Origin of the sequence: Aquitalea sp. USM4, from assembly GCF_004328945.1 — a bacterium.
In the GTDB taxonomy this organism is placed as follows: Bacteria; Pseudomonadota; Gammaproteobacteria; order Burkholderiales; family Chromobacteriaceae; genus Aquitalea; species Aquitalea pelogenes.
Genome location: NZ_CP029539.1, coordinates 2,402,000 through 2,415,274, shown reverse-complemented (window position 1 = coordinate 2,415,274; position 13,275 = coordinate 2,402,000). Strand labels below are relative to the sequence as shown.

The following is a 13,275-nucleotide window of genomic DNA, read 5'->3' as shown; positions in this document are numbered from 1 at the left end:
TGCGCATATCCGCTATTGATGATTGAAGCGCCGAGTTGTTCGGCAGCCTGTTGCATGGCAAGTACTTCCGGGGCAGACCATGTCAGCCTTGGCGGCCACCGGCAAAAATCTTCAGGTAATCCATCAGCAAGGCTTCCAGCTGCAGCCGGGTATTGAGCGTGTGCTGACCAAACGGTGCCAGCTGCTGCAAGGCATCCTGGCAGCGCATCAGGGCCACCGGGTCACAACGCTGTACCAGTGCCTGCAATACCTGCTGCTTGTCTGGATGATAGCGGACAATCCCCGCCAGACTCAAACCAGCCAGATCATGCAGCCATTTCATCAGCCAGCCCAGCGGAATGGCCAAGGGCAGCTTTTGCTTGTCCACCAGCTCGGCCAGGCTGAGGATGCTGGCGAATGTCGGTTGCCCCAGCCCGTCAATGAACTGGCTGCGCAGCTTGGCCAGAACCGGGTCGTGGTCAAACAAGGGCGCGCCACCGTTATGTGCCAGTTCGGTCGCCGCATTTTCCACCCCTTGTTGCTGCAACCAGGCCAGCGCCTGGGCTGGCGTGGGCGCAGACAGCGGAAACTGGCGGCAACGGCTGCGAATGGTAGGCAACAGACGCTGGGCAGCCTGTGCCACCAGCAGGAACAGTACATCCTGCGGCGGCTCTTCCAGGATTTTCAGCAAGGCATTGGCCGCTGCCGGGTTCAGGTTTTCTGCCGGTTCCACCACGATGATGCGTCGCCCGGCGCGGTGGGCAGTGAGGTGGGCAAACTCGATGACTTCACGCACCGCTTCAATCTTGATCAAGGGCAGCTTGCGGCCGGGTTTGGCTTCCTTGCCCTCTTCTTCGTCATCGGTTTGCGGGGACAGGCGACGGAAGTCCGGATGGGTGCCGTGGGCAAACCAGCGGCAGGCCTCGCACTGGCCGCAGGGCTGATGGTCGGCTTGCAGTTGTTCGCACAGCAGCGACTGGGCCAGATGCAGGGCGAACTCCAGCTTGCCGGTGCCGGCCGGGCCGATGAACAGCCAGGCATTGGGCAGGCGGGCCCGTTCTGCGTTCAGGCGTTGCCAGTCCTGCTCTTGCCAGGGAAACAGCATCAGCGTTGCTCCAGCAAGGCGGCCAGATGACCGGCAATGTCCTGTTGCAACTGGGCAATGCTGCGGGTGGCATCCAGAATGCGAAAGCGGGAATCCGCGGCGGCACGCTGCAAGTAGGCATCACGCACGCGCTGGTGGAAGTCGGCCTTTTCCTGCTCGAAACGGTCCAGCTGACGGCTGCCGGCCATACGCTGGCTGGCCACATCCAGCGGTACATCAAACAGCAGGGTGAGGTGAGGTTGCAGGCCTTGCTGTACCCAGTCTTCCAGCACGGCAATGCGCTCGGTCGGCACGCCGCGTCCGCCACCCTGAAAGGCAAAGGTGGAATCGGTAAAGCGGTCGGACACCACCCAGCGTCCGGCCTGCAGCGCAGGACGGATCACACTGGACACCAGTTGCTGGCGCGAGGCAAACATCAGCAGGGTTTCGGCATCCAGTGACACCTCAGTATCCACCGCCAGCAGCAAGGCGCGGATTTGCTCGCCCAGCGGTGTACCACCGGGCTCACGGGTAAATTCGGCCGCAATGCCATGTGTACCCAACCAGTCGCGGATAAAGCCCAGATGGGTGCTTTTGCCGGCACCGTCTATGCCTTCCAGCGTGATGAAGCAGCCAGTCCGACTAGTCATTGGAGCCTTTCTTCAGAATGTATTTGCGCACCGCCTGATTATGCTCGTCCAGCGTAGCCGAGAAATAGGAGCTGCCATCGCCCTTGGCGACAAAATAAAGGGCCGAGGAGTTGGCCGGATTGGCTGCAGCGTCCAGCGCGGCCTTGCCGGGCATGGCGATGGGCGTGGGCGTCAGGCCGTTGCGGGTATAGGTATTGTAGGGCGTGTCGCGGCGCAAGTCGGCCTTGCTGATATTGCCATGATAGGCGCTGCCCATGCCGTAGATGACCGAAGGGTCGGTCTGCAGGCGCATGCCCTTGTTCAGGCGATTGACAAACACCGCGGCCACCAGCGGACGGTCTGCGTCCAGCGAGGTTTCCTTTTCCACCAGGCTGGCCATGATCAGCAATTCATACGGCGTGTGATAAGGCAGATCGGCCTTGCGTGCCGACCAGGCGGCATCCAGCTTTTGCTGCATGGTGTTGTAGGCGCGGCGATAGAGTTCCAGATCACTGCTGCCGGGGGTGAACAGATAGGTGCTGGGGAAAAACAGGCCCTCGGCCTGCACGCCGTCCAGCCCAAGTTGTTGCAGCAACTGGGCATCAGTCAAATCGCGCGCTTCGTGCTTGATGTCCGGATTGCGGTCAATCGCCTGACGGAACTGGCGGAAATTCCAGCCTTCAATCAAGGTCAGGCTGGCCTCATCCGGGTGGCCGTCGGCCAGGCGCTGCAGGATGTCCCACATCGATGCACTATCGCTGAACTGGTACAAACCGGCCTTGATCTTGCGGTCCATGCCCTGCATGCGGCCCAGCAGCATCATGATGTTGCGGTTGCGGATCACCCCTTCATCCGCCAGGCTGCGCGCCACCTGACCCAGCGTGCGATTGGGGCCGATGGTCAGCTTGTAGGGGGATTGCGGCAGGTCGACCGGAATGACCACCACCCAGCCCAGCCAGGCAACAGCGGTGAGCACGGCCAGCAACAGGATGCGAGGCCACAAGGCGGGGGATTTTCGTCTGGGTTTGGCAGGCACGGCAGATATCGACGACAAGGTGATTGGGCAAGGGTGTGATGATACCAGCAAGGGCCGTCGCTGGCATGCCACATGGGACGGATCGCCGTGTGCCTGCCATGGGCCGGTTTTGCATGCGAGCCAGCAACACATTGTCATGACGGTTATAGTAAGCGCTGTGCCTGGCCGCCAATAAGAGGGAACTCCCGGCCCGCCGCCTTCTCCCATGCTGCACACCACATACCGGAGACACCCGCAATGAAACCGTTTTTCCGCCTTGCCTGCGCCATCATCGCCCTGGGCCTCAGCCACCACGCCATGGCCGGGGAAAATCCGCAGCACCTGTTTGATCTGCCGCCGGAAGCCTTTCAGCCCAACCCGAAACTGCCCGGCCAGATGATTTATCTCAAACCCGGCACCGATCTGAAACAGTACCACGCGGTCATTCTGGAACCGCTGTCCTTCCTGGAGCGGCAGCACGACGGCAATTGGCAACTCTTGGTTTCCGCCGAAAAAAACAAGATAGACAGCTTGTACCGCATGAGCATGGAAACGGCACTGCGCAAAGAGAAAATCCGGGTGGTTACCGAGCCGGGACCGGGTGTGGCACGCCTGCGCCTGGCGGTGACCGGCTTCCAGCAGGACAAGCCGGGCCTGGCGGTCAGCGACATCCTGCCGATCAAGGCGGCGTTCAACCTGGCACGTTTTGCCACCGGCACCGACCCCTATCTGCTGAAGGTGTCCACCATGGGCCAGCTGGAGGACTCGCAGGAACACACCTTGCTGGCGGGCGGCGTCAATCTGATCGAGAACCCAGGGAGCAAGACCAAGGATGAAGCGATCACTGCGGATTTGCTGAAGAAGATGATCAAAAACTGGACAGCCAAGAACGCCCACCAACTGGCACAGGCACTGTCACCCGCCAATTGAGCTTATCAGGAACCACCACTGACAAGCGTTGTAACAATCCGTAATGGATAAGGCAGTAAAATCGGTTTATGTTACGCTGCACAAGCAGCAGAACATTCTGCTTGTTAACCGGGATGCTTCCCACTCAACCAAAAGGAAACTGCAATGCGCAAATTCGTGATGATGGCACTGTTGACCCTGGCCACCGCCAATGTTGCTCTGGCAGCCGATGCCAGCTGTGACGCCAAGGCAGCCGAGAAGAAACTGGCTGGTGCCGCCAAGGCCAGCTTCCTGAAGAAATGTGAGAAGGACAGCAAGGCTGCTGCACCGCAAGCCATGTGTGAAGGCAAGGCCGCCGACAAGAAACTGGCTGGCGCCGCCAAGAACAGCTTTGTGAAGAAGTGCGTGAAAGACGCTGCTTCCGCAGCCAAGTAAGCATGCCGGCGGGCCGGACCGGCCCGCCATCCACTCCCCACTCCCCACTCCCCACTCCCCACTCTCCACTCTCCACTCTCCACTCTCCACTCTCCACTCTTCACTCTTCACTCTTCACTCTTCACTCTTCACTCCAGCTCCAGCTCCAGCTCCAGCTCCAGCTCCAGCTCCAGCTCCAGCTCCAGCTAAAAACTTGCCTCATCCGTCTGCCCACGTCAAAATACATCGGATGATTGGATGGATAGAGACAAACCATGCCGCCACTGCACCAAGCCAGACGCTCGCTGGTAGACCTTGCCGTCGAAGATATCGGCCAGCGCCTTGCCGCCGGTCAATGGCCGGTCGACAGCCGCATCCCCACCGAACCGGAACTGGCAGCCTTGCTGGGCATCAGCCGCAACACGGTACGCGAGGCCGTGCGGGTATTGCTGTATGCCGGCTTGCTGGAGGTGCGGCAGGGAGACGGCACCTATGTCCGGGCCACCACCAGCCCGGCCGAGGCCATGCGTGCCATCAGCCGGGCCAGCCTGCGCGAGCAGCTGGAAGTCCGCGCCCTGCTGGAAGAACATACCGCCCGCCTGGCCGCACAACGGGCCAGCCCACAGGATGTGGCACGCATCGCCCACCTGCTGACGGTACGCGGCGAGCAACAGCAGTATCCGGACGCCGCCGACTTCATCCACCGTGACCTGGACTTTCACCTGGCCATTGCCGAGGCCAGTAGCAATGCGGCACTGGCCGAGCTGTACCGCTATTTCACCCTGACGGTGCAGGACAGCATTCTGCGCACCATGCATGACGAAGCCCTGCCCGACCCCGACCTGGCCTCGCATCAGGCCATTGTCGATGCCATTGCCAATGGTGATGGCAAGGCCGCCGGCGCAGCTGCCGCCGCAGTCACCCGCCCCCTGCTACAGATACTGGACAGCCTGTTGCCCGTCAGCCCGGCCAGCCCCACCCCACCGATAACTGCACGAGATTGAGCATGCCCCCTCCATTACCCAGCAACAGCAAGCTGTTGGCAGAAGAACTACTGATTGATGCCGAAATCGACGACGAGGGCGTGCAGCAACAAGCCCCTCCCGCCCGCACACGCGCCATGCTGGTGCTGGGCATGGTGCTGATCGGCATCAATCTGCGCCCCGCACTTTCCAGCCTGGCTCCGGTGCTGGACCAGGTAAAGCACGACCTTGGCCTGACAGCCACCATGGCCAGCCTGCTCACCACCCTGCCCGTGCTGTGTCTGGGCCTGTTCGGCCCGCTGGCACCGCAGCTGGCGCGCCGCTTTGGCAGTGAACGCAGCATTGCCGGCGCGCTGTTGCTGCTGAGTATCGGCATCCTGCTGCGCAGCCAGCTGGGCTATGTCGGCCTGCTACTGGGTGCCTTGTTTTCCGGCGCAGCCATCGGTATTTGCGGTGTGCTGCTGCCGGGCATTGTCAAACGGGATTTTGCCGACCGGGCCGGGCTGATGACCGGGGTGTACACCATGGCCTTGTGTCTGGGTGCCGCGCTGGCAGCCGGTGCCACCGTGCCGCTGGATCAGCTGTTTGGCCACAGCTGGCAAGCGGCACTGGCGTTCTGGGCCACACCGGCCTTGCTGGCTTTGATTGCCTGGTGGCCACAGCTGTCAGGCCGGCAAGCACAGCATGCCGGCCACTGGCAGGTCCGTGGCTTGTGGCGCGATCCACTGGCCTGGCAAGTCACCGCCTATATGGGCTTGCAGTCTTCGCTGTCTTACATCGTGTTTGGCTGGATGCCGTCCATGCTGATCGAACGGGGCCTCTCGCCCTTGCAAGCCGGACTGCTGATGTCGCTGTCCATCATGACGCAGGTACTTTCCTCGCTGGGCGTTCCCTTGCTGGCACAGCGCGGGGCCGACCAGCGCCTGCCGATTGCCTGCGTGATGAGTTTCACCCTGGCCGGGCTGCTGGGCATGCTGTATGCGCCGGTTGGTCAGCTTTGGGCGTGGGCGGTATTGCTGGGCATCGGTCAGGGCGGTGCCTTCAGCATGGCCCTGAGCCTGCTGGTATTGCGTGCGCCGGATGCGCATGTGGCCGCCCATCTGTCCGGCATGGCCCAGGGCGTGGGCTATACCGTGGCCGCATGCGGCCCGCTGGCCGCCGGCATCATTCACGACATGGCAGGCAACTGGGCACCGGTGGGCTGGTTGTTTGGCGGCATTGCCGTGACAGCGCTCTGTTCCGGCGTGCTGGCAGGCAGAAAGAAAACGGTGAAGGCACAAGCCCGGCGTCTGGATTGAATCCGGACGCAGCGCTTGCCTGTCAGGCGTGCGGCCGGGCCACCACCCCATAACGCTGCCACAGCTCAGCCAGACTGTGCCGGCTCAGGGGCAAGGGGTGTTCCGCCAGTTGCAGGCTGGCCGGCAGGCGGGTAGTGTCACCATCCCAACCAGCCAGCCCTTCAGCGGCGATGTCCGGCAGGTCGCGATCATCCACCACGGCCAGCTCTCCGGCGATTTCGATGAACAGCTGTCCGTCCTCGGTCATGAAAGCCTCGCGGGCCTGCACATCATCGTCACACGGCAGGGTTTGCCAGCGGCCATCCTGCAGACGTGCCACCAGTGGTGCGGCATCCAGGCTGACAAATACTTTTTGCGGCCCGTTCTGCACGTAATAGCGGCCCTGGGCATCACGGCTGTAATTGCGGTTAAAAAAAGCCACCATGCCATCGTGGCTCAGCCTTTCCTCCCGTATCCACCACTGGCCGCGGGCATCCAGCCGCAACCAGCCGAATACCGCCGGGACATTGGGCCACTTGGCCATGGCAGCCAATACCTGGGAATCCATCTCCAAACTCCTTGCAGGCTTTCCTGCCTGCTTTGTCATGGCACGGCGTCGCCTGACGCCGCTCATACGGAACGCAATACCGCCAGTGGTGAAGTACGTGTCACCCGCCCCACCAGGGGCCACCCTGCCAGCATGACCACCAGCATGCCACAGCCCATGCCCAAAGGCAGCAAGCCTGCATTGATGCTCCACGGCAGGTTGAACAACTTGCTGGCGGCAATTCCACCCACACCCATCGCCCCCAGTGCGGCCAGCAGGCCAGTGAATGCCCCCAGCCAGGCCAGTTCGGCCAGAATCACCGCACGGACCTGACGGTCCGACGCGCCCAGTGCGCGCATCAGGGCAATATCGAACAGGCGCTCGTCACGGGTGGCAGCCAGTGCCGCCCACAACACCAGCACACCGGCCGCCAGCGCCAGCACAAACATGGCTTCGATGGCACGGGTCAGCTTGTCCACCATGGCCCGCACCTCATCCAGAATAGCGCTGACATCGATGATGCTGATATTGGGGAAGGCCGCAACCAGCCGGTTGGCAAAGTCTTCCTGGGCAGCATCCAGGCGGAAGCTGCTGATCCAGCTGGCTGGCTGCTGTTGCAACAGGGATGGCGGGGCCAGCACGAAGAAATTCACCCGGAAACTGTCCCAGGCCACGCTGCGCAGGCTGGTGACCCTGGCGCGGTATGTCGTGCCGCCGATATCAAATGCCAGCGTGTCGCCCAGCCTGATGCCCAGTGTTCTGGCCAGACCCTGCTCCACGGAAAACTGCGGCCTGGCTTTTGCTTGCCACCACTGACCGGACAGGATGCGGTTGCCTTCCGGCAGCTCATCCCGCCAGGAAAGATTGAATTCACGCTCGGCCAGCCGCCTTGCCTGCTCGTCCTGCAGTGCCGAAGGCCGTACCGGCTTGTCATTGATGGCCAGCAGGCGGCCACGAATCATCGGCGACAAGGCAGGTGCCGGCAGGCCAGCCGTCACAAACTGCTGTTGCAGGGCGGCACGCTGGCCTTGCTGGATATTGATGACAAACTTGTTGGGCGCATCGGCAGGCACACTTTTTTGCCAGGCGGCAATCAGGTCGTCACGCACCACGGTAAGGGTGAGCAAGGCCATGATGCCCACCGCCAATGCCACGATCTGCACAATGGCCAGCCAGGGACGGCGCGCCAGGTTCGCCACCCCGTAACGCCAGCCCACCTGCCGCCCTGCGGGCAGGCGTCGCAGCAAGGACAACATGCCCCAGGCCAGCAGGCCGACACCGGCAAAAAAAGCCAGCATGCCACCCAGCAGCCAGGCAGCCAGTACCACATCGTCCATCTGCCATGCCGCCAGCAGCAGCAACACCAGCACGGCCAGCAAAGGGGCCACCAGACTGCTGCGCAGCAGCGGGACGTCATTACGCAGCACCGCCAGCGGCGATACCTGACGAATCGCCAGCAGCGGCGGCAGCGCGAGGCCAGTCAGTAACAGCAGCGATGCCGCAGGCCCCAGCAACCAGCTTTGCCAGCCAGGGTTGGGCAGTACTTCACCAACAAAACGGCTGCTCAGTTGCATCAGGCCCAGCTGCACGGCAAAACCGGCCAGTGTGCCCAGCACACCACTGAGCAGGCCCAGTAACAGGAACAGGCAGACAAACAGGCCCAGCACCTCGGATGAGGTCAACCCCATGCAGCGTAATACCGCCACTGGCTGCCAGTGCCGTGCCAGATAGCGCCGCACCGCCAGCGCCACGGCGGCGGCGGACAGGGCTACGGTCAGCATGGCGGTGAGGCCAAGAAAGCGTCGGGCCCGCTCCAGTGCGGTGCGGATTTCCGGGCGTGCTTCTTCCACGTTTTCCAGGCGACTGCCAGCTGGCAAGCGCGCCGCCAGCCATTGCCGCAGGTCGCTGATCTGACGGTCATCCCCGGCCAGCATCAGCCGCCAGCGCGCCCGGCTACCTTCCTGAATCAGCCCGGTGGCGGCCAGGTCGGCACTGTTGAACATCAGCCGTGGTACAAAATTGTACAAATCCATGGCGCCATCCGGCTCGCGCAGGATTTCACCATCCAGTTGCAGCGCGATATTGCCGACATTGATGCGCTCACCCAGCTTCACCCCCAGCTTGCGCAGCAGGCGCGCATCAGCCCATACCATGCCAGCCGCCGGGTGCAGCCTGCCCGTCTGCAACTGGCCGTCCACCCGGCGCACGGTCACTTCACCGCGCAAGGGATAGCTGTTGCTGACTGCCTTGTAAGTGGCCAGCGTAGCCTGGCCCTGGGCAAACACCATGGAGGGAAAGCTGATGTTATCGGCCACTTGCAGGCCGCGACGTTGTGCTTCCTGACGGATGGCAGCCGGTGCCGGCTGATTGCCACTGAGCACCAGGTCAGCCGCCAGCAGCTGGGTGGCCTGGGTGGTGAGCGCCCGGGCTACCCGGTCGGAAAAGAAGCTGACACTGGTCAGCGCAGTCACCGCCACCAACAGCGCGAGGGCCAGAATGCTCAGCTCGCCAGAGACGATTTCCCGCCGCACAAAGCGGGCGGCCAGCAACAGGCGGCTCCACCAGCTCATGCACGCGCTCCATTCAGACGGCCATCCACCAGACGGTAGATGGCATCGCAACGGCTGGCCAGCTCATTGTCGTGAGTCACCAGCACCAGCGAGGTATGCTGTTCGCTATTGAGCTGGAACAACAGGTCGATGATCTGGCGGCCAGTGGCGGCATCCAGATTCCCGGTCGGTTCGTCGGCAAACAGGATGCCCGGATGGATGGCAAACGCGCGTGCCAGCGCCACACGCTGCTGCTCGCCACCGGACAGGTGCCTGGGGTAATGGCGCAGCCGGTGTGCCAGGCCGACATGGCCCAGCATCTGGCTGGCGGTGTCACGCGCATCCTTGTGCCCGGCCAGCTCCAGCGGCAGCATCACGTTTTCCAGTGCGGTCAGTTGCGGCATCAGCTGGAAATTCTGGAACACGAACCCCACCTTGTCCCTGCGCAGCAAAGCGCGGCCATCCTCGCTCAGGCCGGACAGTGACTGGCCAAACAGGGAGACATCGCCCTGACTGGGCTGGTCCAGTCCGGCCAGCAAGGACAGCAAGGTGGATTTGCCAGAACCGGAAGCGCCGACAATGGCCACGCTCTCCCCCGCTTGTACGCTCAGGCTGGCCGCGTGCAGGATGTCCAGCGGCGCGCCGTTGAAAACAACTTGTTTGGCCAGATCCCGCGCCGACAATACCGCCTTGTCATGTATTGGAGTCATATGCTTTCTGCAAAATTGAAGCTGTGGTGCACGCTGTGCATCAGCCTGCTGGCCTTGCCGGTCAGCGCCGCCACCATTCTGGTAATGGGCGACAGCCTGTCGGCCGGTTACGGCCTGACACCGGGGCAAGGCTGGGTCAGCCTGTTACAACAGGATCTGGAGCCAAAGCACCGGATTATCAATGCCAGCATCTCGGGCGAAACCAGCGACGGGGGCCTTACGCGGCTGCCTGATGCCTTGCGCCGTCACAAACCCGACATCGTGGTGCTGGAACTGGGTGCCAACGATGGCCTGCGTGGCTTGCCGCTGAACCGCATGGAAAACAACCTGCAGCAGATGGTAGAGCTGTCGCGCAAGGCGGCGGCCCGGGTGGTGCTGGTGGGCATGGCCTTGCCAAGCAACTATGGCCCGCAATACACCGCAGAGTTCCGCGCGGTGTACGACCGTGTTGCCAAGCGCAATCAGCTGGCCTACGTTCCGCTGCTGGTAGCCGGCTTTGCCACCGACATCAGCAAGTTCCAGCCGGACGGGCTGCACCCGGTGGCCAGCGTACAAGCTACCATGATGCGCACCGTCAAGGCCAAGCTGCCCTTGAAATAAAACTTCAGGAAGAGTGGGAGAACCCCTGCAGCACAGGGGTGGCCAACTCGCTGGCCATGCAGATGCGATTGCGGCCGCGATGCTTGGCGGCATAGAGCGCCATGTCGGCCTGTTGCAGGCTGTGGTTCACCGGATCGCCGGGCTGACAGGCCACCACGCCGGCTGAAACGGTTTGCTGCCAGGAGGCCGGCAGCGCCTCCCAGCGCGAGGTCGACAGTTGCTGGCGAATGGCATCCAGCGCGGTGGCCAGCACCGCCGCCGGCTGCTGCGGTGCCAGCACGACAAACTCCTCTCCCCCGTAACGGTACAGCTGCATTCCGTCTGGCAGCAATTCGCTCACCTTGTGTACCAGCTGCTCCAGCACGGCATCGCCAGCCTGATGACCAAAAGTGTCATTCACCTGCTTGAAGTGATCCAGGTCCAGAATGGACAACGACCAGCCCTGTCCGTTTTCCGCACTCTGGGCGGCATACAGGTCCAGTTGACGACGCAATGCCCGCTGATTGAAACAGCCGGTCAGCGCATCACACTCCAGCAAACGCTCGCCCTCGGCCAGTGCGGTTTGCAATGCCAGGCGATTCTGCTCCAGGCTTTCGCGTTTCATGCTGGCCTGCACATGCATTTCCACCAGCTGCTCCATCATGCTTTGATTGGCATGTTTGAGTTGTACCGTCTCGAACAGGGTCTGGCGGAAGCCGCGCACAAAACGCCATTGCGACAACAGGTACAACACCACCCCCAGCAGGGCGACCATCTCCAGCCGCTGTCCGTCATTGAGCAAGGAAAACACCGGGAAAGCCCAGAAAGCGGCAAAAAACAGCACATGGATATCGCGACAGGCGGACATCATGATGCACAGCAAGGCAAAAATGCCGGACACCCACAGCAGCAGCAGCATTTCATAAGGCCGGTCCGGCTGGATGGGTGCCATGAACCAGATACAGCTACCCCAAAGCAGGCTGCTGGCCAGCAGGCAATCCCGCACCGCAGGGTAATACTGATATACCACCAGCGGATGGGTATCGTGCTGGCGGAAGCTGCGTACCACCAGAATCAGCCGCCATTCCACCAGCCAGAACAGCGCCATCCAGCACAGCATGCGCCACAGTGAGGCGTGTTCGTAGGCAATCCAGGCCAGCACGGGCGTGCTGCACACCGCGGGGCCGATGGACTGGTAGGCCGCATCGACAAAATAACGGGTGAGGTCGGCCTCTTCACGCCAGTGCGGGCTTTCCTGTTGCAGATACGCCAACCGCTTCATGCCAGCCCCCTGACCAGTTGCCGGGCCAGTGCCTCGGTCAGTACCTGATTACGCCCGGCCCGCTTGGCGGCATACAGCAAGTCATCCGCCCGCTTGATCAGTTGTGGCAAATCCATTCCGGGCTGCCAGTGCATCAGTCCCATCGACACCGTCACCCCGCGCGAACCCAGCAAGCCGGACCAATCATGCCGGGCGATGTCCTCCCGGATGATCTCCAGCCGCAACATGGCCGCCTCGAGGTTCATTCCTTCCAGCAGCAGCATGAATTCCTCGCCGCCATAGCGGCCCAGGCTGTCGTTGCAGCGCATTTGCGCGCCAACCAGGCGACAAACCTGGCGCAGGACTTCATCCCCCACCAGATGCCCGTAACCGTCATTGATGGATTTGAAATGATCCAGGTCCAGCATGGCCAAACAGAAGGCTTTGCCCGCTGCCGCCTCCACCAGGCGGTGCTCTGCCTGAATCATGATGGCGCGCCGGCTCAACACCCCGGTCAGCGGGTCATGCGCCACCAGGGTTTCCACGCGCGCCAGCGCAATATCCAGCTCGCGACCACGCTGTTCCAGCTGCTGGTTGTACTGGTCCAGCGTTTCCTGCTGGGCCGTCATGTCTTGCAGCAAACGGTTGTTCTCTTCGCGTACCGCATAGTTCTCGCGCAAATAACGATGCAAGGGCCAGGTCATGGTAATCAGCACGACGGTAAACAACAGCACGGACAAACCAGCCAGGTGCAGCACCGGAGAATCAGCCATCCACAAGCGCGGAAGCACGGTCAGCAACATCAGGCCAAGCACCAGCAAGGGCAGGTAACGGATACCTGTCAGATAAGCGGCATATGACGCGGCAACTGCTGCCAGCCACAGCATGACCACGATCAGGTAGAGCGGATCCCCATCCGGCACCAGCCACCAGACGGCACTGCCCCACCAGATGCCGGCCAGGGTGGTCATCAGGACAAAACCGTGAAACTGACGAAGTGTCAGCCCATCGCCAGTGGCAGCGTTCAAGTAATGCTTGATGCATTGGAGATAGAGACACTGCCAGCTGATCAGCACGCCCCACCAAAGCAGGATATTACGCAGGGGCGCATGCCAGGACAGGGCAAGTGCCAGCAAAGCTCCGCCCACCATGGAATAAGGCAGCGCAGCGCGAAAGCGCTTGATGATGTGCAACTGGACTGCTGCATCCTCTCCGGATGGAGACGTGCTCAAATTGGCCTCCGCTGTCTGTGCGATCTGTTAATAAGATATAGCAGATCACATGAAAAACCCCGCGCAATGGCGGGGTTCAGACAACAGGGCAGACCGGACATGCCGGT

At 62.1% G+C, this 13,275-nt stretch carries 13 protein-coding genes; 5 read left to right on the top strand and 8 right to left on the bottom strand.

The genetic code is table 11. From position 1 onward, the window contains the following. Nucleotides 1-82: 82 nt before the first annotated feature. From DKK66_RS11230 to mltG, 3 genes are read right to left on the bottom strand one after another with little or no spacing between them, the layout of a single operon-like run. On the bottom strand, nt 83-1,084 hold the full coding sequence (locus tag DKK66_RS11230) for a DNA polymerase III subunit delta' (protein WP_045847244.1): 1,002 nt from the start codon (nt 1,082-1,084) through the stop codon (nt 83-85). Beyond that, the gene (gene tmk, locus DKK66_RS11225; protein ID WP_131358069.1) at nt 1,084-1,713 is read right to left on the bottom strand and encodes a dTMP kinase; all 630 of its coding nucleotides are present in this window, start codon (nt 1,711-1,713) and stop codon (nt 1,084-1,086) included. The genes DKK66_RS11230 and tmk overlap by 1 nt, the downstream gene beginning before the upstream one ends. Beyond that, nucleotides 1,706-2,695 carry an endolytic transglycosylase MltG gene (gene mltG / locus DKK66_RS11220; RefSeq protein WP_242673478.1) on the bottom strand — a complete coding sequence of 330 codons (990 nt, stop codon included), beginning with the start codon at nt 2,693-2,695 and terminating at the stop codon, nt 1,706-1,708. Before mltG ends, tmk begins: the two co-directional genes overlap by 8 nt. A 270-nt stretch (nt 2,696-2,965) precedes the next feature. Between mltG and DKK66_RS11215 the strand changes: the two genes are divergently transcribed. The 4 genes from DKK66_RS11215 (at nt 2,966) to DKK66_RS11200 (ending at nt 6,311) form a co-directional block, all read left to right on the top strand. Then, entirely contained in the window at nt 2,966-3,637 is a 672-nt protein-coding gene (locus DKK66_RS11215; RefSeq protein WP_165494158.1) for a DUF3313 domain-containing protein, read from the top strand. Between the two features lie 144 nt (nt 3,638-3,781). After that, the gene (locus tag DKK66_RS11210; RefSeq protein WP_045847241.1) at nt 3,782-4,051 is read left to right on the top strand and encodes a hypothetical protein; all 270 of its coding nucleotides are present in this window, start codon (nt 3,782-3,784) and stop codon (nt 4,049-4,051) included. A 254-nt stretch (nt 4,052-4,305) separates the two neighbouring features. Next, complete coding sequence (locus tag DKK66_RS11205; protein WP_131358059.1) at nt 4,306-5,034, top strand: FadR/GntR family transcriptional regulator; 729 nt, start codon at nt 4,306-4,308, stop codon at nt 5,032-5,034. Nucleotides 5,035-5,036: 2 nt separating this feature from the next. Then, nucleotides 5,037-6,311 (top strand): MFS transporter, encoded by a 1,275-nt coding sequence (locus DKK66_RS11200; protein ID WP_131358056.1) that lies wholly within the window; start codon nt 5,037-5,039, stop codon nt 6,309-6,311. Between the two features lie 22 nt (nt 6,312-6,333). On the opposite strand, the gene DKK66_RS11195 is transcribed toward DKK66_RS11200, so the two are convergent. The 3 genes from DKK66_RS11195 to DKK66_RS11185 all read right to left on the bottom strand — a co-directional run bounded on the left by DKK66_RS11195 (nt 6,334) and on the right by DKK66_RS11185 (nt 10,096). Next, complete coding sequence (locus tag DKK66_RS11195; protein WP_131358052.1) at nt 6,334-6,858, bottom strand: DUF2946 family protein; 525 nt, start codon at nt 6,856-6,858, stop codon at nt 6,334-6,336. A 62-nt stretch (nt 6,859-6,920) separates the two neighbouring features. Continuing rightward, nucleotides 6,921-9,407: an ABC transporter permease gene (locus DKK66_RS11190; RefSeq protein ID WP_131358049.1), complete on the bottom strand. Its 2,487-nt coding sequence runs from the start codon at nt 9,405-9,407 to the stop codon at nt 6,921-6,923. Further along, nucleotides 9,404-10,096 (bottom strand): ABC transporter ATP-binding protein, encoded by a 693-nt coding sequence (locus DKK66_RS11185; RefSeq protein WP_045847236.1) that lies wholly within the window; start codon nt 10,094-10,096, stop codon nt 9,404-9,406. Before DKK66_RS11185 ends, DKK66_RS11190 begins: the two co-directional genes overlap by 4 nt. Here DKK66_RS11185 and DKK66_RS11180 point away from each other — a divergent pair, their 5' ends adjacent. Continuing rightward, a complete protein-coding gene (locus tag DKK66_RS11180) occupies nt 10,097-10,696 on the top strand; it encodes an arylesterase (RefSeq protein ID WP_131358046.1) in 600 nt (199 codons plus the stop codon). A gap of 4 nt (nt 10,697-10,700) precedes the next feature. Here the strand turns inward: DKK66_RS11180 and DKK66_RS11175 are convergent, their stop codons facing one another. Further along, a complete protein-coding gene (locus tag DKK66_RS11175; RefSeq protein ID WP_131358043.1) occupies nt 10,701-11,957 on the bottom strand; it encodes a diguanylate cyclase in 1,257 nt (418 codons plus the stop codon). After that, complete coding sequence (locus DKK66_RS11170) at nt 11,954-13,168, bottom strand: diguanylate cyclase (protein ID WP_131358040.1); 1,215 nt, start codon at nt 13,166-13,168, stop codon at nt 11,954-11,956. The genes DKK66_RS11175 and DKK66_RS11170 overlap by 4 nt, the downstream gene beginning before the upstream one ends. Nucleotides 13,169-13,275: the final 107 nt, after the last annotated feature.